13 protein-coding genes and 3 tRNA genes are annotated in these 20,372 nt (G+C 44.6%); 9 read left to right on the forward strand and 7 right to left on the reverse strand.

Features of this window, described 5'->3' with window-relative positions; genetic code table 11:
* Positions 1-87 precede the first annotated feature (87 nt).
* Both C5469_RS09760 and C5469_RS09765 read left to right on the forward strand, forming a co-directional pair.
* On the forward strand, positions 88-609 hold the full coding sequence (locus C5469_RS09760; protein WP_166305487.1) for a DUF5625 family protein: 522 nt from the start codon (positions 88-90) through the stop codon (positions 607-609).
* A 33-nt stretch (positions 610-642) separates the two neighbouring features.
* On the forward strand, positions 643-6,939 hold the full coding sequence (locus C5469_RS09765) for a S8 family serine peptidase (protein ID WP_166305490.1): 6,297 nt from the start codon (positions 643-645) through the stop codon (positions 6,937-6,939).
* Between the two features lie 327 nt (positions 6,940-7,266).
* Here C5469_RS09765 and argA read toward each other — a convergent pair whose 3' ends face one another.
* Positions 7,267-8,604, reverse strand: coding sequence for an amino-acid N-acetyltransferase (gene argA, locus C5469_RS09770; RefSeq protein ID WP_166305493.1), 1,338 nt, complete (start codon positions 8,602-8,604; stop codon positions 7,267-7,269).
* A 246-nt stretch (positions 8,605-8,850) separates the two neighbouring features.
* Here argA and amiC point away from each other — a divergent pair, with 246 nt between their 5' ends.
* Positions 8,851-10,095 (forward strand): N-acetylmuramoyl-L-alanine amidase AmiC, encoded by a 1,245-nt coding sequence (amiC, locus tag C5469_RS09775; RefSeq protein ID WP_166305496.1) that lies wholly within the window; start codon positions 8,851-8,853, stop codon positions 10,093-10,095.
* Positions 10,096-10,149: 54 nt separating this feature from the next.
* Here amiC and C5469_RS24445 read toward each other — a convergent pair whose 3' ends face one another.
* The 4 genes from C5469_RS24445 to C5469_RS09790 form a co-directional block, all read right to left on the reverse strand.
* Positions 10,150-10,440 carry a helix-turn-helix domain-containing transcriptional regulator gene (locus C5469_RS24445; protein ID WP_422615856.1) on the reverse strand — a complete coding sequence of 97 codons (291 nt, stop codon included), beginning with the start codon at positions 10,438-10,440 and terminating at the stop codon, positions 10,150-10,152.
* Positions 10,441-10,451: 11 nt separating this feature from the next.
* Positions 10,452-10,528, reverse strand: a tRNA-Met gene (locus tag C5469_RS09780).
* A gap of 30 nt (positions 10,529-10,558) precedes the next feature.
* Positions 10,559-10,635 (reverse strand) — tRNA-Met (locus C5469_RS09785).
* 89 nt (positions 10,636-10,724) lie between these two features.
* Positions 10,725-10,801: transfer RNA gene (locus C5469_RS09790), tRNA-Met, on the reverse strand.
* A 218-nt stretch (positions 10,802-11,019) separates the two neighbouring features.
* Between C5469_RS09790 and mltA the strand changes: the two genes are divergently transcribed.
* Both mltA and tcdA read left to right on the forward strand, forming a co-directional pair.
* Positions 11,020-12,117, forward strand: a complete 1,098-nt coding sequence (gene mltA, locus C5469_RS09795; protein ID WP_166305499.1) for a murein transglycosylase A — start codon at positions 11,020-11,022, stop codon at positions 12,115-12,117.
* Between the two features lie 48 nt (positions 12,118-12,165).
* Positions 12,166-12,978 (forward strand): tRNA cyclic N6-threonylcarbamoyladenosine(37) synthase TcdA, encoded by an 813-nt coding sequence (gene tcdA / locus C5469_RS09800; protein ID WP_166305635.1) that lies wholly within the window; start codon positions 12,166-12,168, stop codon positions 12,976-12,978.
* Here tcdA and csdE read toward each other — a convergent pair.
* Positions 12,975-13,436: a cysteine desulfurase sulfur acceptor subunit CsdE gene (csdE, locus tag C5469_RS09805; RefSeq protein WP_166305502.1), complete on the reverse strand. Its 462-nt coding sequence runs from the start codon at positions 13,434-13,436 to the stop codon at positions 12,975-12,977. The genes tcdA and csdE overlap by 4 nt on opposite strands.
* A gap of 3 nt (positions 13,437-13,439) precedes the next feature.
* The gene (csdA, locus tag C5469_RS09810) at positions 13,440-14,648 is read right to left on the reverse strand and encodes a cysteine desulfurase CsdA (RefSeq protein WP_166305505.1); all 1,209 of its coding nucleotides are present in this window, start codon (positions 14,646-14,648) and stop codon (positions 13,440-13,442) included.
* 577 nt (positions 14,649-15,225) lie between these two features.
* Here csdA and C5469_RS09815 point away from each other — a divergent pair.
* From C5469_RS09815 to prtA, 4 genes are all read left to right on the forward strand, one after another.
* Positions 15,226-16,146 (forward strand): transcriptional regulator GcvA, encoded by a 921-nt coding sequence (locus tag C5469_RS09815; protein ID WP_166305508.1) that lies wholly within the window; start codon positions 15,226-15,228, stop codon positions 16,144-16,146.
* A gap of 64 nt (positions 16,147-16,210) precedes the next feature.
* Positions 16,211-16,606 (forward strand): DUF423 domain-containing protein, encoded by a 396-nt coding sequence (locus tag C5469_RS09820; protein ID WP_054481220.1) that lies wholly within the window; start codon positions 16,211-16,213, stop codon positions 16,604-16,606.
* Positions 16,599-17,699, forward strand: a complete 1,101-nt coding sequence (rlmM, locus tag C5469_RS09825; protein WP_166305510.1) for a 23S rRNA (cytidine(2498)-2'-O)-methyltransferase RlmM — start codon at positions 16,599-16,601, stop codon at positions 17,697-17,699. The genes C5469_RS09820 and rlmM overlap by 8 nt, the downstream gene beginning before the upstream one ends.
* A gap of 1,182 nt (positions 17,700-18,881) precedes the next feature.
* Positions 18,882-20,336, forward strand: coding sequence for a serralysin (gene prtA / locus C5469_RS09830; protein ID WP_278249754.1), 1,455 nt, complete (start codon positions 18,882-18,884; stop codon positions 20,334-20,336).
* Positions 20,337-20,372 lie beyond the last annotated feature (36 nt).

Genomic DNA, 20,372 nt, shown 5'->3' on the forward strand with positions numbered 1-20,372 from the left:
AGTTTTGTTGAATTCAACCATTACGATCCGAAGATTTAAAATGGTATCAGTATAAGCAAAGGAAATATCAAAATTTGGAGTGACAAAATGAAAGTATTACGTATACACGAAAGGTTTAAAAACTGGCGAAACATTATTATTTTTATGAGCTGCACTTTATTAATGGCATGTTCTGAGCCCATTAATATATACAGGCCGATTGATGTGTCGCATTCTGACCAGTCAGTCAAAATTGATTTTGAAATCAGCAAGAAGGGAGATTATCAGTTTGCCCTGCTGTTTGCTAGAGGGCATGGTCATGATGAAATGAACAGGCGAGATGAGTTATTTGGGAGTATTTATAAGGACGGGGTGACAACTCCCGTTTCGCTTCATCTGGTTAGAAACGGCCAGGTTTTTTTTGACGAGAAAATAAAGGCAGGGGGATACGATGGGGGGCACTCCTTTGATTACGAAGAAAGAACGGTAACTACGGCGGTGCGAGAAATTAAAACATTTTCGTTACCCCCCGGACGTTACTCTGCTGTCATTACTACTCTGGAAGATGTCCCTGAATTTGATGGAATTGAGAGTTTTGTCGAGTTCACCTATTTTAATCCAAAAATTTGATCAACATCTGTAAAAAACAAGGAAATAACAAGTATGGGAAAGAAATATACCGTAACCTATAAAGTTGCCCCGCAGGGGGCTCAGTATGTTTATCAGGCCGATAAGAACGAGCACAAAGCCGGAGACGTACATTCTTCAACTGGCGGTCATATGTGGTATGTTTTAAGTGATGGGAACGGAAATGAAAAAAGTTTTGGTTTCGAATCACAGTTTGATCAAGCGTTTGGCCCCGGGCGAATAACTCCTTTTGATAATGTCGCCTACCAACAGACCTCTTATGAAACTACCATAGAGTTGACTGAAGATCAGTACAACAAGTTAGAAGATTTTTCAAAAGACCCACGGTCAGGTGAATTTGGATTTAATGATAAACGCTATAATCTGTTCACCAACAGTTGCGTAGATTTCGTGTTTTCATCATTAAAGGTCATTGGATACAATCATAGAGATTTTGAAGGAAATTTGTTCCCCAATAACAATGTTGCTCCTTTGCGGAGATTGTTACATGTTAATGGAGCTCAAATCATTCGTGACAACCTGACTCGTCATGGTGAGTATTATGAAGAAAAAGGTGGCATGCAATGTTTATGGCTTACCTCGGAGGATATGCGTACCCGCCCACTGGGGACAAATTTGATTAACATTGATATCAAGCCCTCGCCACAACCCCAGCGGCAGATTCAGGGAGAAAGTAAGGCTCAGCAGGATGTCACCAACGGTTATATCCAAAATTCAGCGACCCATAAAATATTCACCCTCGCGGGCATTCTCAATAAAACCGATTTCGCTTCAACACAGATGGCTAGCCTTGCCACCGGCGGCATTCGTCCCGGTGAAATGCAGCTTGACCCTAATGTCCGGCCTAACACCTATTTGTCACAGTTCTACCTCGACCTGACCTTGAACAGCAATAAACAGGATACCAGCCTGCGCAACGCCGTGACGTTGAACGGCTTATCGGCAATGACGACGTTCAACACTTATGTTGATCCATTGTTATTGGATCTGAGCGGCAATGGTGTGCACATGACTGATATCCGTGACGGCGTGCTGTTCGACATGGACAACAGTGGCACGCTTAAGCGTAGCGGCTGGGCGGATCGCAATACCGGAATACTGGTGATCGATGATGGTAGTGGTCAGATAAAAGATGTCAGCCAGATGTTCTCCGAATACTACGGTGGTAAGGCCGGAATAAACGGTGCCGCTGGCGAAAAAAAATTCAAGGAGGGTTTCGGTGCTTTAGCCAGTGAAGATGCCAACAAAGACGGAGTGATTGATCAGAATGACCCGATCTGGAGCAAGCTGCGGGTCTGGGTTGACAGCATCCACGATGCAAAAGTCGATGCGGGTGAACTCAAGACACTGGCGGAATTAGGTATTACCCAGATAAACGTCCGGGCTTCGAACAAAACAGAAGTCCGTGATGGGAATAAGGTCGTTGCCAGTGGATCGTTTACTATCAATGGTAAAACTCAGGAAGTGCTGGCCGTCGATTTTCTTGGTGATACCGTTAGCAACACCCTGAGCACTCAGGGAACTGGCACGAAAGTGATTTCCACCGCCAACGATATCACAACCACGGCTTACGCCAGCCAGAGTGAAACAGATGAAACCCTAAATGCGGAGCAACTGGGAGTCAGTAATCTGTATGGTGGCAGCGGCAATGATACCTTGATTGCGGCAAAAACCGGCAGTTGGCTGGTCGGGGGCGCGGGAAGCAATACCTATGTTGGCGGTGCCGGTGATGACGTTTTTGTCATCAGCGCTTCTGATGATACGAAAAACATTCACGGCAATGGCGGTCACGATACGGCGATCATTGTCGGCAAAAAAGGCGTGGAGCTGAACATGGCTCAAGCCGGTTTAACTATGGCTCAAGGCGGGAGTGGCAGTGATGTCATCAGAAGCGGTGGAGCCAATGGTGTCTTTATCAAGGGAGGTTCCGGCGATTCAGTTTTGGTCGGTGGAATGGGTAACGACGTACTGGTCGGCGGCAGCGGGCACAACACTATCATTGGTGGCAGTGGCAAGTCGGTTATCTATGCCGGTCCTCAGGGCGACACAATCTATGCTTCCGAAGGCGGCAGCATCATTTACGCAGGTGGCGGGGACGATAAGATTTTCGGCGGTGTGGGTGACGACGTGATCGAAGTGGGTCACGGCAATGCTACGATTGATGGGGACGGCGGGGTTAACATAGTCAGCCTGCACGGTAACCACGGTGATTATCAAATCGCCCACACCGACAGTGGGTATGAAGTGGCCGACAAGGTTGCCGGGCGTGACGGCACAGTAACGCTGAAAAATATCCAAAAACTCAATTTTTCGGATATTTCGGCGGTTGATTTACAAATACCCAATGCTATGCCTGTCGAGGATGTTCTCACTCACGACAAGGACGGCAAGGTTTTTGATCGTACTCAGCCTCATCTGATTTCCGCAGAAAGTCTGTTGGCTAACGATCAACACTTTAACAGTCAGGGTGCCCTGCGCATTGCCAATGTTGGGGATGCGATAGGCGGTACGGTCAAACTCACAGACCAAGGCGATGTTTTGTTTACGCCGGATGCAGATTACACCGGTGTCATTAGCTTTAAATATGGTGTAACTGACGCAGCTGGTAATCCGTCAGCATCGGTAGTTGATCTGAGCAGTGGAGAAACAGCCCCGATGCGCGCCGTTGCCACATTACTGACGCCGGAAGTCCCGCTCGATCCATTGGCTGCTCAGCAATGGTATCTGAGTGATGCCAACATCCTGCCGGTCTGGAAGGACTACACTGGCAAGGGCGTACGCATTGGTCAGTTTGAGCCAGGTGGTCAGTTCGCCACCGCGCCTGAAATCTTTGATATCAATCATCCCGACCTTGCGGCGAATGTTGATAAAACCTGGTTGCAGACTCAACAAACCAATGGCACTTTGCCGAACGTGGTCTCCAACCACGCGACAATGGTGGCGGGTGTGATGGTCGCGGCGAAAAATAATGCTGGTGGCGTAGGGGTTGCCTATGATGCTACGTTGGGCGGTTATTATCTGGCCAATAGCGGTGCTGATCTTGCGGGGCTGGGGCATATGGTCAGTTTTGACGTTGCCAACAATAGCTGGGGATTTACCAACGATTTCGCACTCAGCAGCTTTCAGGACGGCTCTATAAATACTGCCGCGTCGCTGAGCATGAATGCGCAGTACGCGGCGGCTAATGGTCGTGGCGGATTGGGTACCGTCATCGTGGCGGCGGGTGGCAACCATCGTGCAGAAGGCGGCAATGCCCAAGGATCGCTGACCAATAACAACCGCTTTTCGGTGGAAGTTGGTGCGATCAACGCACAGGGCGATTTGTCGACTTTGCAGATTGGCTCCTCACCGTTCTCCAACCCGGGAGCCAGCCTGTTGGTTTCGGCACCGGGCAGCAATGTTGTGTCTACCAGCTATATGCTGAAAACTGAACGTGGCTCAACTTTCGGCAATGACTACACCAGCATGCAAGGCACCAGCTTTGCCGCTCCGATAGTCTCCGGTGTTGTTGCGCTGATGCTTGAGGCCAATCCGAACTTAGGCTATCGGGATGTGCAACAGATCCTTGCTCTATCCGCTCGCAAGATCAATGACCCATCTACCGAATGGAACGATAATAACAGCCACAGCTGGAATGGCGGCGGTATGCATACCAGCAACGATTATGGTTTCGGTCAAGTCGATGCGCGAGCCGCCGTTCGCTTGGCCGAGTCTTGGATGACTCAAAGCACTGCTGCCAATGAGTACGTCTATAGCGCATCCAGCGGCCCTCTGGGGAAAACCTTAGCGGCGGGTGAGACGATGACGTCGTCTATCGCCATGAATGCCGGTCTGAATGTCGAGCATGTCGAGATCGATTTTGACGCCCAGGTAGGCCGTCTTGGCGATCTGACGCTCAAACTGATCTCTCCTGATGGCACTCAGAGCATCTTGCTCAATCGTCAGGGTAAGGTTCCAGACGGCATGCCGGGCGCGAATGCGACCGATCTGGGTAGTAGCCAGTCGGGGACGTTCAAATACAGCTTTATGTCGACCCATGATTTTGGTGAACGCTCGGTTGGCAACTGGACCCTACAGGTGACCGATGCGAATTCCGGCCTGCCGGTCACATTAAATGCCTGGTCGCTACGTTTGTACGGCAGCAAAAGCACCCCGGATGACACTTATTTCTACACCGACGAATATATCCAGTCGGTGGTCGGGCAGGCCAACCGCGCGGTGCTGGATGACGCAGCCAATGGCGTGGCGGGTGGGCGTAATACCCTCAATGCGGCGGCTGTTTCGCGGGATACTTCAGTCAACTTGCTGACCGGTGTTGCCAGCATTGGCGGTGCAGCGTTGACGATAAAGAATCCGTCGGGCATTCAGAACATCGTCACCGGTGATGGCAACGATACGCTAGTCGCTGGTAATGCCGATGCATTGCTTGATGGCGGGCGTGGAAACAACACACTGGCAGGTGGTGCGGGCAAGGACTTCTTTGTGGTCCACCGCCGTGAGGCGGGCAGCGATATCATTAGCAATTTCGAGGCGGCTCGTGGCGAAATCATCGATCTGGTAGGATTTGGTGGAAAAACGTTTGCCGATCTGTTGCTGACGCAGCAAGGGGAGGATGTTAAGGTCGATCTGGGTAAGGGGCAGAGCATTGTCTTGAAAAATCAAACAATCGCCGGGATCGGTGCGGCGAACTTCAAGTTCCAGAACACCTTTATCGCCCCGATGGCTTACACGAGTAGTGACGCCTCAACGCTCCAGCCACAAGAAGGCTTGGGAACCGTGATCCTTAAGGGCGGTGGCAAGGGTGTGATGCTCACTACTGATGCTCAGGGTCAGATGAAATTTAGTCTGAATGGAACGATCTATAGTCATGACAGTGCGGCATCAGACGTTTTTGTGGTGGCAGCCCAACCGGGCGTCAAGGACTACCAGAATGCATTACGTGGGTTCCGTCACGGCATTGATAAAATTGATTTGCGTCAAACCGGAGTCACTGATTTCAGCCAGCTCACAATCACTAAGAGTAATCGTGGCACGATCAACGGCCTGTCACAAATTCATGGCGTTGAAGTTACCTTTAATGGGGCCAGCGGTACTGATTCAAACGTGAAGTTGCTGTATCTCGATACTCTGGATACTTCTCAGGTCGATGCGGCTGACTTCCTTTTTGCGGAGCCTGTGCCGGATTTGGTGCCAACGGTCGGGCCAGTGGTGACGCAATCTCCCGATAAACCAATGGTTACTGTACCGGGCTCATTGACACCAATTGTTGACCCCCTTGGCGTTGGCAAGCCTTTACCTCTTCCCTCTATCGACTTGAAGCCAATTAGTATTCCCCCTAGGAAGCCGGTTAGCATTCCCCTTATTGACTGGGATCTGACTAAAATTTCTTCTATTGATATTGACCGGGATATGATTAGACTTCCCCCTGTTAAGCTGGAGCCAATTAGCTTTCGCGTTCATGATCTGAGGCCGCATATTGACCTGAATGTTGACCGGATGTCACCCATTGACAGGGAGCCAATTAGTATTCCTCCTGTTGAATTGCACCCAACGCTTAACGTTCTGAAAATTGAGCCAGCAGTGGAACCTACACCGGTGACCACTGACCCTAATTCCATTACAGTCGAAACTCCCTTTTCCGAGGTTACGTTGGGGGACGAGAGCAAGACTATCAATGTGGAAGCTATGGAGAGCAAAATAGTTGCCGGCAACGGTGACAATAAGGTGAATGTGATGGGCCGTTTTGCCGATATCACGTTAGGTAATGGTAGCAACGTTATTGTTGGCAATGTCGACAGACTAACAGTCGGACATGGCAACAACACCATTAAAGCGTCGGGAACCTTCACGAAAGTAAAAGTAGGGGATGGTAATAACCATATCGTGACCAGCGGTATTATGTCGAAAGTGAAAGTCGGGGAGGGTAATAACAATATTGTGACCAGTGGTACTATGTCGACGGTAGAAGTCGGGCATGGGGACAACGATTTGGAATTTAGTGGTGAGATGGGAAACTTGGTGTTTGGAAAGGACATCAGCCCTGAACGTCTGTGGTTCCAGCATGAAGGACAGGATCTGCAAATTTCGGTCATTGGCAGCAAGCAGGAGGTAACACTGCATAATTGGTATGCCAGTCCCACCGAACGACCAAGTAGCATCATGGCCGGTGACGGTCATCGGTTGATGGATAGTGATGTCGAACACCTTGTCCAGGCTATGGCTGCATTCGCGCCACCAGCGCCTGCGACCGCAATGCTCGGTGATGTCGAGCAACAGCGGCTGCAACCTGTGCTGGCAGCTAATTGGCATTGATCGGTAACAAGGCCCGCGATGGTTATCGCGGGTCTCATAAATAGGTGAATAGCGCCGTTTAAATGTAAGCGCGTCATATGAGGACTTCTGTCTTTCGACAGGCAAAATGTCTAACTTTTGGGGCGCACTTCATAATTTAAGTGGACACTATTTATTTCTTCGATTAGCAAAAACCGCCGTAAACCCTTGCCCAGTGCGGGCGGGGATATAAGGCGAGCTTTAGTGCGGGGAGCAGTCACAACAGACTAAGTCAGAGGTAGGATGCCGTAGGTTTAATATCATTACCGCTGAATTAAGGGCAATGTAAACCTTGCGGCATAAATACGTTTATTGCTGTGGTTCCAAATTTAACATCAGGATTTTTGAGCGGCGCTGGTAGTTGTATAGTACTTGCTTCTCAATCGGTAGCATTGAGATTTCTGCGGGCTCAAATCCTCGTTCCTGAAACCAGTGGATACTGCGGGTAGTCAGGACGAAAAGTTTTTCTAGTCCAAGTTGCTGAGCGTGCTCTGAGATGCGATTTAATAGAGCTTCACCTCTTAAAGAACTTCGATATTTGGGATGAACGGCTAAGCAAGCCATTTCCCCGATTTTTTCATCAGGATAGGGGTAAAGTGCAGCACAGGCGATAGTCAGGTTGTCGCGTTCGATAATGGTGAATTTATCAATTTCCCTCTCAAGTTGTTCTCTTGAACGGCGAACCAGAATCCCTTGTTGTTCCAGTGGGCGGATAAGTTCGAGAATGCCACCAATATCATTAATATTAGCCCTGCGTATTTGTTCCGCACTTTCCATGACTATTTGAGTGCCAATACCATCACGGGAGAATAATTCCTGAACCAGAGCACCATCTGCCTGATAACTTAATAAGTGGCTGCGACGAACACCACCACGGCAAGCTTTCACTGCACTTCGTAAAAAACGGGTTGTACTTGAATAGTAGTCCCCTTGGAGTGTCAATTCTTTAATGTATTCTTGTGCTTGATTAAGAAAAATTTCGGATAGAATTTGTCCATCTTTGTCCTGCACACCTTGAGAAGAGCAGAAGCCAATCAGTTTTTCAGCTTGTAGCTTGATAGCTAACTGAGTAGCAATTTCTTCAGATGCCAGATTAAAACTCTCACCAGTGACAGAAACCGCAACAGGGCCAATCAGCACTATTGCGCCATGGTCTAACTGAAGGTTAATTGCGTTTTCATCAATGCGACGAATTCTGCCGCTGTGGCAATAATCGATACCATCATCAACGCCTAGAGGTTGAGCTATAATAAAGTTACCGCTCACAACATTAATATTCGCTCCTTGTAATGGGGTATTATTCAGGCTCATGGAAAGACGTGCGGTGATATCCAGTTGCACTAAACCAGCAGATTGTTTGACTAATTCTAATGTTTTGTTATCAGTAACACGGGTGTGTTTGTGATAAGCCGGTTCGTAATGATGGTCTACAATATTTTGTTCAATTTGCGGTCTGGCTCCATAAACAACAATCAGACGGATGCCTAAACTATGCAGTAATCCGATATCGTTGATGATGTTCGGGAAGTTTTCATGAGCAATCGCTTCTCCGCTAAGCATAATAATAAAAGTTTTGCCACGGTGTGCATTGATGTACGGAACCGAGTGGCGAAATCCCTCAACTAATTCGGTGCTTCGTTCTTTCATAACAGGCTCTCGATTGAATTTTTATTCTAAATTTATGTATTTTTATTCCTTTTGGAGAGGAATGGCAAGAGGCAATTAAGACAAAAACATTGTGATATAGATGTGGACGTTAATAATTTGCAGCATATAAAATGCTTTTTGTTGATGACAGCATAATGTTGATTGGTTAGAGCTTTTCACTTGGCTGTTTCTTTTGGTGAATATTACCTTGAATATTTGTATTTTATGAATGGAATAAAATAGTAGATGAGTCATTCAGATCATAATCTGTCACGACGTCGCTTGTTGCAGGGAGCCGCAGCAATGTGGTTGCTTAGTGTCAGCCAGGTGGGTTACGCAGCGTCATCAAAAATTATTGCTGTACGTATTTGGCCTGCATCCAGTTATACCCGTGTAACGCTTGAGTCTAATATTCCACTCAAATATCGCCAGTTTACGCTGACAAATCCAAACAGAATTGTTGTTGATCTTGAGGGTGTGCAGTTGAATCACACCTTAAAAGGGATGGGAGAACAGATTCAGTCTCGTGATCCTTATCTTAAATTGGTTAGGGCGGGACAATTTGATCCTAAAACTGTTCGTTTGGTGTTTGAGGTTAAACAATTGGTCAGCACGCACATGTTTACTTTGAAGCCAGTGGCAGAATTTAAGCATCGTCTGGTATTGGATATTTATCCGGCAGCGGGAGCGAATACTGATGATGATCCACTACTTGCTCTGCTTGAGGAGTACAATAAAGGTGATTTGGCTGAGGATTTACCAGCGAAAATACCAAAACCAGGCAAAGCAGGTAAGGACAGGCCAATTGTTATCATGCTTGATCCTGGACATGGCGGGGAAGATCCCGGCGCTATTGGTAAATATAAAACCCGAGAAAAAGACGTTGTTCTACAAATTGCCCGTCGATTGAAAAGTATTATCCAGCGTGAGCCGGGTATGAAAGTTTATATGACCCGCAATGAAGATGTGTTTATTCCGCTAAAAGTTCGGGTGGCAAAGGCGCGTAAGATGCGAGCTGATTTGTTCGTTTCTATTCACGCTGATGCTTTTACTAACCGAGCGGCACGTGGTTCTTCAGTTTTTGCACTTTCTACTAAAGGGGCGACCAGTAATACCGCGCGTTTTCTAGCCCAGACGCAAAATGAAGCCGACCAGATTGGTGGGGTAAGTAAAAGCGGTGATAGATATCTGGATCATACAATGTTTGATTTATTACAGACCGCGACAATCAATGACAGCCTTAAATTTGGTAGAGAAGTACTCAAACGCATGGGCAAAGTGAATAAACTGCATAAAAACCGGGTGGATCAGGCTGGGTTCGCGGTACTCAAAGCACCGGATATCCCCTCCATTTTGGTAGAGACTGCGTTTATTAGTAACTTGGAAGAGGAGCGAAAACTGAAAACTGCGCGCTTCCAGCAGCAGGTAGCAGAGTCAATTTTTGCGGGTATCAAAGCTTATTTTAAGAATGGTGGCAATTTGGCAATCTGAAACTACTCGGCGAGTTATTTTTGCTGCTAGAAAGGGAAAGGAGGCTGTCTTCATTCAGTTTGTATTCCCTTCCCCTATTTTTGAGTGGGTAGTGATAGGTTGAACTGCCAGGCGCAAGCCCATAACACGCAGAATTGCGCTTAGACTTCTAACTTCCAGGTTGCCCTTGGCTGACAAGGTGCGATAGAGCTGGTTCGGATTCAACTCAGCTTCCTGGGCCACGTTACAAACTCCCCCGAAGGCTTTGGTCATCTGGCGAAGAGCAATCAGTAACAGTAACTCAGCTTGTTCGCCATCTTCAAGGATGCCGTTTAGAAGTTGTTTTTGGAATTGGCATGTTGAAATGCATAGGGAATTGGTTGCGGGGGCCGGATTTGAACCGACGACCTTCGGGTTATGAGCCCGACGAGCTACCAAGCTGCTCCACCCCGCGTCCGTTTGAGTATTCTGAGTTGCGAAAAATTGGTTGCGGGAGCCGGATTTGAACCGACGACCTTCGGGTTATGAGCCCGACGAGCTACCAGGCTGCTCCATCCCGCGTCCGTTAGAACCTTTCTGGTGTTTTCCTGCATCGATAACGCCTGCTGGAATAGGTTCTGATTCGCAAATATCGAACTATTTCATTGTATTGGTTGCGGGGGCCGGATTTGAACCGACGACCTTCGGGTTATGAGCCCGACGAGCTACCAGGCTGCTCCACCCCGCGTCCGATGCGGGCACTATACTCAGGATGAGATCCGTTGCAAGTTTTTTTATTAATTATTGTTTGTTTCGTTACGTTTTTGATTAGTTACTCCACATATTGGCGTGTTTTTGTTCGTTTGTGTCATTGTCTCGTTACGTTATTTTTTTATGGTAAGTTTCATTATTTTTGTTGGTTTGGTATTGTTTGCCGCTGAGCAATGTTGGTAAGAGAGAGCAACAATGAGATTTTGGAATAAGCATCTTCTGTGTGGGGTCATGATTTCACTGCTGGTTGGATGTCATTCTCGCCCAACAGATCTGGGCCAACAATATAAAGATGGTCATATTACTGAGGATTTATGGCTCGTGAATCAACCCAATGCTCAGGGTAGGCCGGTTAATGCTAAAGACTTTTCAGAGCAGGTTGCGCTTATTAGTCAGTCTGCACCTCGTCTGTATAAGAATAATAGCTCAACTTTTGATGCGGTCCAGAACTGGATGTTAGCAGGTGGTGAAACCAGTAAATTGAATCTGTTTAATCTACATGCTTATCAGATGGAAGGTGTGGATAATTACGGTAATGTCCAGTTCACGGGTTACTATACGCCGATATTACAAGCTCGCCGTGTTAAACAAGGTGAATTTAAATATCCTCTGTACCGCATGCCGCCTAAAGGCAGATACCATTTGCCAAGTCGAGCTGAGATATATAATGGTGCCCTCAGTCCTAATCTGGTTATTGGTTACAGTCGTTCACTGATTGATAATTATCTTATGGAAGTGCAGGGCAGTGGTTATGTTGATTTTGGTGATGGTGGGCCACTGACCTTTTTGGGTTATGCAGGTAAGAATGGGCAGGTTTACCGCAGTATTGGTAAGTTGCTGATTGAGCGCGGAGAAATTGCGCAGGAAGATATATCTATACTGGCGATTCGTAGATGGATTGAATCTCATAGCGAGGCAGAAGTTCGTGAGCTGCTAGAGCAGAACCCTTCGTTTGTCTTCTTTAAACCTGAAGTTTATGCCCCGGTGCGGGGAGCAAGTGCTGTTCCTCTGATTGCAAAAGCTTCTGTGGCTTCAGACAAAGCACTTATTCCACCAGGAACAACATTGTTGGCAGAGGTACCTTTGTTGGATGGGCAAGGTAAATTTACCGGTCAGTACCAGATGCGTTTGATGATTGCATTGGATGTCGGTGGTGCAATAAAAGGCCATCACTTCGATATCTATCATGGTATTGGTCGTGAGGCTGGTATGATGGCGGGGTTTTATAACCACTATGGTCGAGTTTGGGTGCTGAAAAAAGAGCAACCGGCTATGCTGATGGTAAATCAGTAATGCTTCTCCAGGAATTTTATAACAGGTTTTCAGGATTGATATTCAGTGATACAAACTTCTCTTTCTGATGCATATATGCAGCGCTTTGCGGGTACTGCCCGTTTATATGGTCAAAAAGCGCTTTCTTTGTTTTTTCATTCCCATATTTGTGTGGTGGGTATCGGTGGTGTGGGTTCTTGGGCAGCCGAAGCGCTGGCTCGTACTGGAATAGGCGCGATTACCCTGATTGATATGGATGATGTATGCATTACGAATACCAACCGCCAATTACACGCTTTAAAGCAGCATATTGGGCAACCAAAAACGGAAGTGATTGCAGAACGTATTCTGGCAATTAACCCTGAATGTAAAGTGACTTGTATTGATGATTTTCTCACACCAGATAACGTTGAGGAAATCATGTCTGCCGGGTTCAGTTATGTGGTTGATGCTATTGATAGTGTCAGGCCGAAAGCAGCTTTGTTGGCTTATTGTCGTCGCCATAAAATTCCGTTGGTAATAACAGGTGGTGCAGGCGGGCAACTTGATCCTACACAGATTCAGGTTGTTGATTTAGCGAAAACTATTCAGGACCCGTTAGCAGCTAAGTTGCGGGAACGACTGAAATCCGACTATCACATTGTGAAGAATGGTAAAGGCAAGTTGGGAATTGATTGTGTGTTTTCAACTGAGCAATTGGTTTATCCGCAAGGTGATGGTTCTGTTTGTGCCGCGAAAAGTACGGCGGAAGGGACTAAACGCATGGATTGTGCTTCCGGTTTTGGTGCCGCGACGATGGTCACGGCGACATTCGGATTTGTTGCGGTTTCCCATGCATTGAAAAAGATGGTGGCTAAAGCTCAACGCCGGGGTGAACTTTAATCTTTGGTGTAGTGCTTTGCGGCGTTTTGCACGGTATGAATCAGCGATTTTACGCCGTTCAACCGTGAACCACTTAACTGTTGTTCTAGTCCAAGCTGGTGGAACAACGCCAGCAAGTTAGTTTCCGAAACTTGTTTCGGTGTTTTTCCTTCTACGGCGGTTAGGATTACGGCTAGCAGACCTTTTACAATGCGGCCTTCGCTGTCACCATAAAAGTGCAAATAGCCATTTGGCAGTAATTGATATCCTAACCAAACTCGGTTTTCACAACCTGACATTTCGATATCCTGTTGTTTCAAGTTGTCAGGCAGTGCTGGTAGTTTCTTTGCCAGTAAGATTAACTGGCGATAGCGATCTTCCCATTGGCGGCATTGGTTAAAGGTTTCGATTAACTGTTGCTGGTTAATTTCTTGACCAAATGGGTGTGGTGCGGTTAAGCCTTCAATGGGTTGTGTCATATATCATTCATCTTGTAGTAGAGAAAGGCCGAATTCTACCGCTTGGACTAAAGAATCGGCATCCTGCTGATTGTTGTAAGGCATAAAAGATGCCCGCAAACAGCCACTGATACCTAAAGCCTCGATCAATGGTTGAGCGCAGTGCTGACCAGAGCGTAAGGCAATATTTTGTTCTGCCAAAATAGTCGCCAAATCACCGTGATGAATGCCAGCAAAATTAAAAGCCAGCAAGCTGGAACCGGCAATACGATAGCTGATAAACCCGGGTAAAGCGGAAAGTTGTTCTTCGGTGTAGTCAGCGAGAGTGACAGCATGGGTTTCAGCTTTGGTCATATCAAGATCTTTCAGCCATTCTAGTGTGGCTGAAAAGCCAATAACACCAGCAACATTTGGTGTACCCGCCTCAAATCTGAATGGTACAGCTTCCGGTGTAAAACCACTGAATGATGCCTGAGTAAGCATTTTACCGCCGCCTTGCCAAGGAGACATGGCTTCAAGTAGCTCACTTTTACCATAAAGTATGCCAACGCCATTTGGACCATAGAGCTTATGAGCTGAAAATGCGTAGAAATCGATATCTGTTTGCTGAACATCAACGGGATTGTGAACAACACCTTGTGCGCCATCAACCACGATTAGGCAACCATGTTGGTGCGCTATTTTTGTTATTGCAGTTAAATCAACTGCTCCGCCGGTCACGTTGGACATTTGGCTGATGGCTATCAATCGACTGTGTTGGTTCAGAAGTTCAGGTAAGGTATTTATATCCGGCAATTTGCCGTTGCCTAAAGGCCATTTAATAACCTTAGCGCCTATTTGCTCTGCCAGCATTAACCAAGGGATCAAATTAGAATGGTGTTCCTGTTCACTAACTATAATTTCATCGCCAGGTTGGAGACGAGTACGGAAATAATTCTGAACAACCAGATTGAGGGATTCTGTTGTTCCTTTTGTCCAGATAATATTCTCAGGTTGTGGGGCATTGATGAGTTCAGCAACCAGTTGCCGAGCATTTTCATAGCGAGATGTGGCTTCCAGTGCGGCGTGATGTTGGCTGCGATGCACTGTAGCACTACTGCACTGATAATAATCCTGAGTTACTTTTATCATGGCTTGTGGTTTGAGTGCAGTTGCTGCGCTGTCTAAAAATACAGTCTGTTGTTGCAGGGCAGGAAATTGCCGACGGAATTGTTCTGGTTCGAACTTTTTCATAGTTGTTTTGAGTTGATTTCGTTGTTGTTTATCAGGCTATTCTGTTGGTGATAGTAATTATACCCGCTATCTTTCAAGTCGCCTCTTTGTTGGCTGCATTCACTCACCCCGGTCACATAGTTCGCTATGCTCCCGGGGATTCGCGCCCTTGCCGTCGCGATGCATCTTGAAATCCATAGGGTATAGTCGTCTGTTTCTGGCTGAGAATGGATAGGTTGTTACATTGAGTAATAGTGCCATGTTCCAGTAGTTATGCCAAAAAAAAGCACCGCAACGGCGGTGCATTAAAAAATCACTATGGACAGACAGGGTAAATGTACAGGAAGTGAAAAAAACAGTAGCTTAAGCTACACAGTCTGGTTTTCCAGACAACTTGCAAACACAACATCACAACCACAAAGCCAAAAGTTCCATAGCGTTACTGCTAATTCACTTTTCGTTCCGGCTTGGGAAGTGGCGCCACTATAGGGATTTACTGGAGTATCCTCAATGGACAATTTATAATGGTTCGGATTACAAAAACTAATAAATAAATATAAAGAGTTACCGGTATCACTAATATTGAATAAGGGCTCACATGTCCAAACGTTTACCACCACTTAATGCGTTGCGGGTTTTTGATGCTGCGGCGCGCCATTTGAGTTTTACTAAGGCAGCTGAAGAGTTATTTGTGACGCAGGCCGCAGTTAGCCACCAGATGAAAAGTTTGGAGGATTTTCTGGGGCTTAAGCTGTTTCGTCGTCGCAACCGATCACTATTGTTGACTGAAGAGGGACAAAGTTATTATTTGGATATTAAAGAAATTTTCACGTCTATAAATGAAGCAACGCGTAAACTTCAAGCTCGAAGTGCGAAAGGGGCTTTGACTGTCAGTCTTTCACCCAGCTTTGCTATTCAGTGGTTGGTTCCAAGGTTGTCTGGCTTTAATTTAGCTTACCCGGGAATTGATGTCAGGATACAGGCGGTAGACAGAGAAGAAGATAAGCTCGCTGATGATGTTGATGTTGCTATATTTTATGGCCGTGGAAACTGGCCGGGGTTGCGAACAGATCGTCTTTATGCAGAATATTTGCTCCCTGTTTGTTCTCCTACGCTGCTAACAGGGGAGAATCCTCTGAAAACACCAGCAGATTTGGCGCGCCATACATTATTGCACGATTCTTCTCGCCGTGACTGGCAGGCTTATGTACGTCAACTTGATATGCAACAGCAGATAAATGTTCAGCAGGGACCTATATTTAGCCATAGCGCAATGGTGATCCAGGCGGCGGTTCATGGGCAAGGGGTTGCATTGGCAAATAATGTCATGGCTCGGACTGAAATTGATGCCGGGCGTTTAGTTTGCCCATTTAATGATGTGTTAGTGAGTAAGAATGCATTTTACCTTGTTTGTCATGATAGTCAGGCTGAGTTAGGGAAAATCGCAGCATTCCGGCAATGGGTTCTGGCACAGGCTGCTAGTGAGCAGGAGAAATTGGGTTTTATTACCAATGAATAAGAAAAGGATAAGTCATTCTGGTTACAAGAGTTCTCAGACATAAATATGAAAAAGGGAGATAACAGTGAATAGTCGTTTAATGCTTATCTTTGCTGGTATTAGTGGTTTTTTCTATGTGGCGTTTGGTGCTATCGGGTCGCATTTATTATCTCCGATTATGGAAAAATATCAGCTAGGCTGGATTGAACTTGGTCTGCAATATCAGGGTATTCACACTCTGGCAATGATGGCTATATCTGCCATGCTGATGCGTAAAGTTATTCTCTGGTTTTACTGGAGTGGTGTCTTTTTCGCGGTAGGCATTTTGTTGTTTAGTGGCAGTCTCTATTGTATGGCCTTATTGCAGGTTAAATTTTTCGCTTATATTACTCCAGTTGGAGGGGGCAGCTTTCTTATTGGCTGGATCTTAGTATTAATCGGCGCTTTGCGTCTAAGGAAATCGGCGCTTCGCCATGAATAAAATTGCCTTATATTGTCGTCCTGGTTTTGAAAAAGAGTGTGCGGCAGAAATCACCGATAAAGCGGGTCAAAAAGAGATTTACGGTTTTGCCCGGGTAAAAGACAACAGCGGTTATGTTCTGTTTGAGTGTTATCAGCATGAAGATGCAGATCGTCTTATTCGTGAGATACCCTTTCGGGAATTGATTTTTGCCCGCCAAATGCTGGTCGTGGGTGAATTATTACGAGATTTATCTCCTGAAGATCGGATAAGTCCGATTGTTGGTATGTTACATGGTGTCATTGAACGTGCGGGCGAACTACGGGTTGAAGTGCCTGATACTAATGAAAGTAAAGAGTTGTTGAAATTCTGCCGGAAATTTACTGTGCCGTTGCGTAATGCTATGCGTCAGGAAAAAATTTTGCAGATTAGGGAAAACACGAGCCGCCCCGTAATACATGTTTTCTTTATTGCGCCGGGTTGCTGTTATGTTGGTTATTCTTACAGTAATAACAACTCGCCATTTTATATGGGTATTCCCCGATTGAAGTTCCCTTCAGATGCCCCAAGTCGTTCAACACTGAAGTTGGAAGAAGCTTTTCATGTTTTTATTCCTTATGATGAATGGGAAGAGCGGCTGGCTAGTGGTCTGTATGCTGTTGATTTAGGTGCATGTCCTGGTGGTTGGACCTACCAATTGGTGAAACGCAGCATGATGGTTCATGCTGTGGATAATGGTCTGATGTCGCAAAGCCTGATGGATACCGGGCAGGTTCGGCATCACAAAATTGATGGTTTTAAGTTTGAACCTTCGGTAAAAAACATTTATTGGCTGGTGTGTGATATGGTGGAAAAGCCGGCAAAAGTGACGCAACTCATGGCAGATTGGTTGGTTAATGGTTGGTGTCGGGAGGCTATTTTTAATCTCAAACTGCCCATGAAAAAGCGTTATGAAGAAGTTGCGCATAATTTGCAGAAAATGAATCTGCAATTAAAAGAGAATGGTATCAATGCACAAATTCAGGCAAAGCACCTTTATCATGACAGGGAAGAAATAACGGTTCATGTTCGCCGTATTTGGTCTGCTTATGCAACCAGTCGGGATAATGACTGATTAACTGTTGTTCATCATTATTCTGGAATAAATTACTAAAATAAGACTTCATAAAGCGCCTCAGTGATATTCTGAGGCGTTTTTATTTTAATATTGAATAACATTGTTGCATTTTTTTTCATTCCCATATGTAATAAAAGTAGCATATTGAAATGATTTCACTCATTTATTCACTAGGGGGATATTACATAATGCTCAGTTATGAGGTTATTATATTTAATCTGACCATTAATATGGTATGATTTTTGTCTGAAAATTGTTGATTTTTTAACTTGACTTAAGATAAATAACAAAATAAATATACTATTGTAACTGCTTAATGAAACATGAGATTAATTCGCAATAATCCAGTAAATTAATATTATAAAATTGGGAGGAATGAAATTGATTGTTTTTTGAAATTAATTTAACTAGGGTTAGGATATGAAGTTTAATTGTAATATTAAGCTAAAATAATGTTTGTATTATATCGAATTTAAGTTGCTGTTTTAAATTTCATATCTTTATGAATATATTTAATTATTTATTTCATATCTTGTTTTTTAGAGTGTTTAATCAACTTTGTTGATGTTTTTATTTTTTTTCAAAAACTGCAAATATAATTTGATTATATCGAAAAAGAATGATTTAGAATAAATGAAGTATTAACTACTCTGTGATATATATATTTTTATTTATTTAATTAAGTTGTTATTACTTTGTTTGATAATAATATATGGGTATTTACTGGTTTAGATCCCTTCTATCTGTGTCATATCGTTCAATATTGCAGTCTAAGTGGGAGGTTATTCTTATTTTCTCTATTCATATAACGGTTTGAAATAATTTCTTATTAAAATTATCAACAATAATTCTATAAATTTTTTAAAGTTTACTTTATGGATAGTTAAATGATGAATAATTAATGATCAATAAGATACCGTTAAGAAATTAGCGGTGTTTTTTTCGCCTTAAATAGTTATGTTATGTAAAACAATCGCTTATTTGTTTTATGTTATTTTTATCACGTTTATATTAAAAAAGTATGTTAATTGCTTTTTATACAATTAACTTTAGTGTTACTTTTATGTGAAAGGGATTTTAGTTCTTAATTTGTATGACCATGGGCGGTCTGTCGTTTTCAGGTTTTATCGATTTGTATTTAATAAAATAAAAAGGTTTTTATATCTAAGTCCTGAATTTATGGAGAAATATATGTCTTTAAAGAAAAAAATTTCATACTCGGAAGAAGTTAGCGGTTCAGAGAAGGCAAATGAGTTGCTGAAATGGTTACAGGCTTATATACCAGGTAAGGATTCTAATATTGTCGTTGAGCATGAGCCCAGTAAAGATGCTGCTAAAGAATTAATCCGGGGTGATTATAGTTGGGGGCATCAGGACGACGATAAATCTAAAGCTTTCCAATTAAAGTATAATTTCCTGGAGAGTGAACCGGATAATATGCCATGGCATATTTCTGAATTTTCAGCATTTAATGAAGCGCAAAAAGCGGCTGCAAAACTGTCAATACAATCTTGGGCGGATGTTGCTAATATTAACTTCGTTGAAACCTCTGATGTAAAGGAGGCGAATATCACTTTTGGGTTCTTTGATGTTAGTTTGACGGGGAGTTATGCGTTTGCGTATCTGCCAAACCCGGATAAGACGCAATTAGGAACCTGGTATAACGCAACAAGCCGTACTTTCTCAAATAATGATATTGACGTGAATGGTTATGGCCGTCAAACGTTTACTCATGAAATCGGTCATACACTGGGGTTACAGCATCCGGCTGATTATAATGCATCTGATAAGGTAAACCCAACTTATAAGAATAGCGCCACCTATTTTGAAGATAGCCGTGCTTATACCGTCATGAGTTATTTCAGTGAGAAGAATACTGGGCAAGACTTCAAAGGTATTTATTCTTCTGCACCATTACTTAACGATATTTCTGCCATTCAGGCAAAATATGGTGTTAATAATGCAACCCGTACAGATGACACTGTATACGGCTTTAATTCCAACACAGATCGCGATTTCTATACCGCAAAAGATGAGAACAGCAAACTGTTGTTCACTGCCTGGGATGCGGGTGGTAATGATACGTTTGATTTCTCTGGTTTTACTCAGGATCAGCGCATCAACCTGAATGAAGCTTCTTTCTCTGATGTTGGTGGCCTGAAAGGAAACGTTTCGATTGCTCGTGGTGTAACGATTGAAAATGCGATTGGTGGCAGTGGCAATGACATTCTGATAGGCAATGATGCTGACAATACTCTGAAAGGTGGTGCTGGTGATGACATCATCTACGGTGGTCTGGGAGCAGATAACCTTTGGGGTGGAGAAGGTAAAGATACATTTGTCTACCTGAGTGCCAAGGAATCACCTCCTCTTGAGCGTGATTGGATTCATGACTTTGTTTCAGGTGAGGACAAGATTGATGTGTCACTGTTCGATCTGGGTGAAGCCGGGAAAGGGGGCGTTAAGTTTGTCGAGGAATTCACTGGTGCCGTTGGAGAGGCAGTGCTTCGTTATAACACTGTTGATAAGGTGAATGATTTCGCCATTAATTTGGGCGGTAAATTCTCCTACGATGATTTTTGGGTAAAGATTGTCGGAGAGCCAATATTAGAGTCTGATTTCATTCTTGCATAACACAACAACACAACCGCATCTGATTTGGATGCGGTT

It is taken from the genome of Photorhabdus cinerea (genome assembly GCF_011189575.1).
In the GTDB taxonomy this organism is placed as follows: Bacteria; Pseudomonadota; Gammaproteobacteria; order Enterobacterales; family Enterobacteriaceae; genus Photorhabdus; species Photorhabdus cinerea.

What these genes read in the sequence shown, in the direction of transcription:
- C5469_RS09760 (WP_166305487.1), top strand. Translation starts at nt 88, where the DNA reads ATGAAAGTATTACGTATACACGAAAGGTTTAAAAACTGGCGAAACATT.
- C5469_RS09765 (WP_166305490.1), top strand. Translation starts at nt 643, where the DNA reads ATGGGAAAGAAATATACCGTAACCTATAAAGTTGCCCCGCAGGGGGCT.
- argA (WP_166305493.1), bottom strand. Translation starts at nt 8,604, where the DNA reads ATGAAAGAACGAAGCACCGAATTAGTTGAGGGATTTCGCCACTCGGTT.
- amiC (WP_166305496.1), top strand. Translation starts at nt 8,851, where the DNA reads ATGAGTCATTCAGATCATAATCTGTCACGACGTCGCTTGTTGCAGGGA.
- mltA (WP_166305499.1), top strand. Translation starts at nt 11,020, where the DNA reads ATGAGATTTTGGAATAAGCATCTTCTGTGTGGGGTCATGATTTCACTG.
- csdE (WP_166305502.1), bottom strand. Translation starts at nt 13,436, where the DNA reads ATGACACAACCCATTGAAGGCTTAACCGCACCACACCCATTTGGTCAA.
- csdA (WP_166305505.1), bottom strand. Translation starts at nt 14,648, where the DNA reads ATGAAAAAGTTCGAACCAGAACAATTCCGTCGGCAATTTCCTGCCCTG.
- C5469_RS09815 (WP_166305508.1), top strand. Translation starts at nt 15,226, where the DNA reads ATGTCCAAACGTTTACCACCACTTAATGCGTTGCGGGTTTTTGATGCT.
- rlmM (WP_166305510.1), top strand. Translation starts at nt 16,599, where the DNA reads ATGAATAAAATTGCCTTATATTGTCGTCCTGGTTTTGAAAAAGAGTGT.
- prtA (WP_278249754.1), top strand. Translation starts at nt 18,882, where the DNA reads ATGGAGAAATATATGTCTTTAAAGAAAAAAATTTCATACTCGGAAGAA.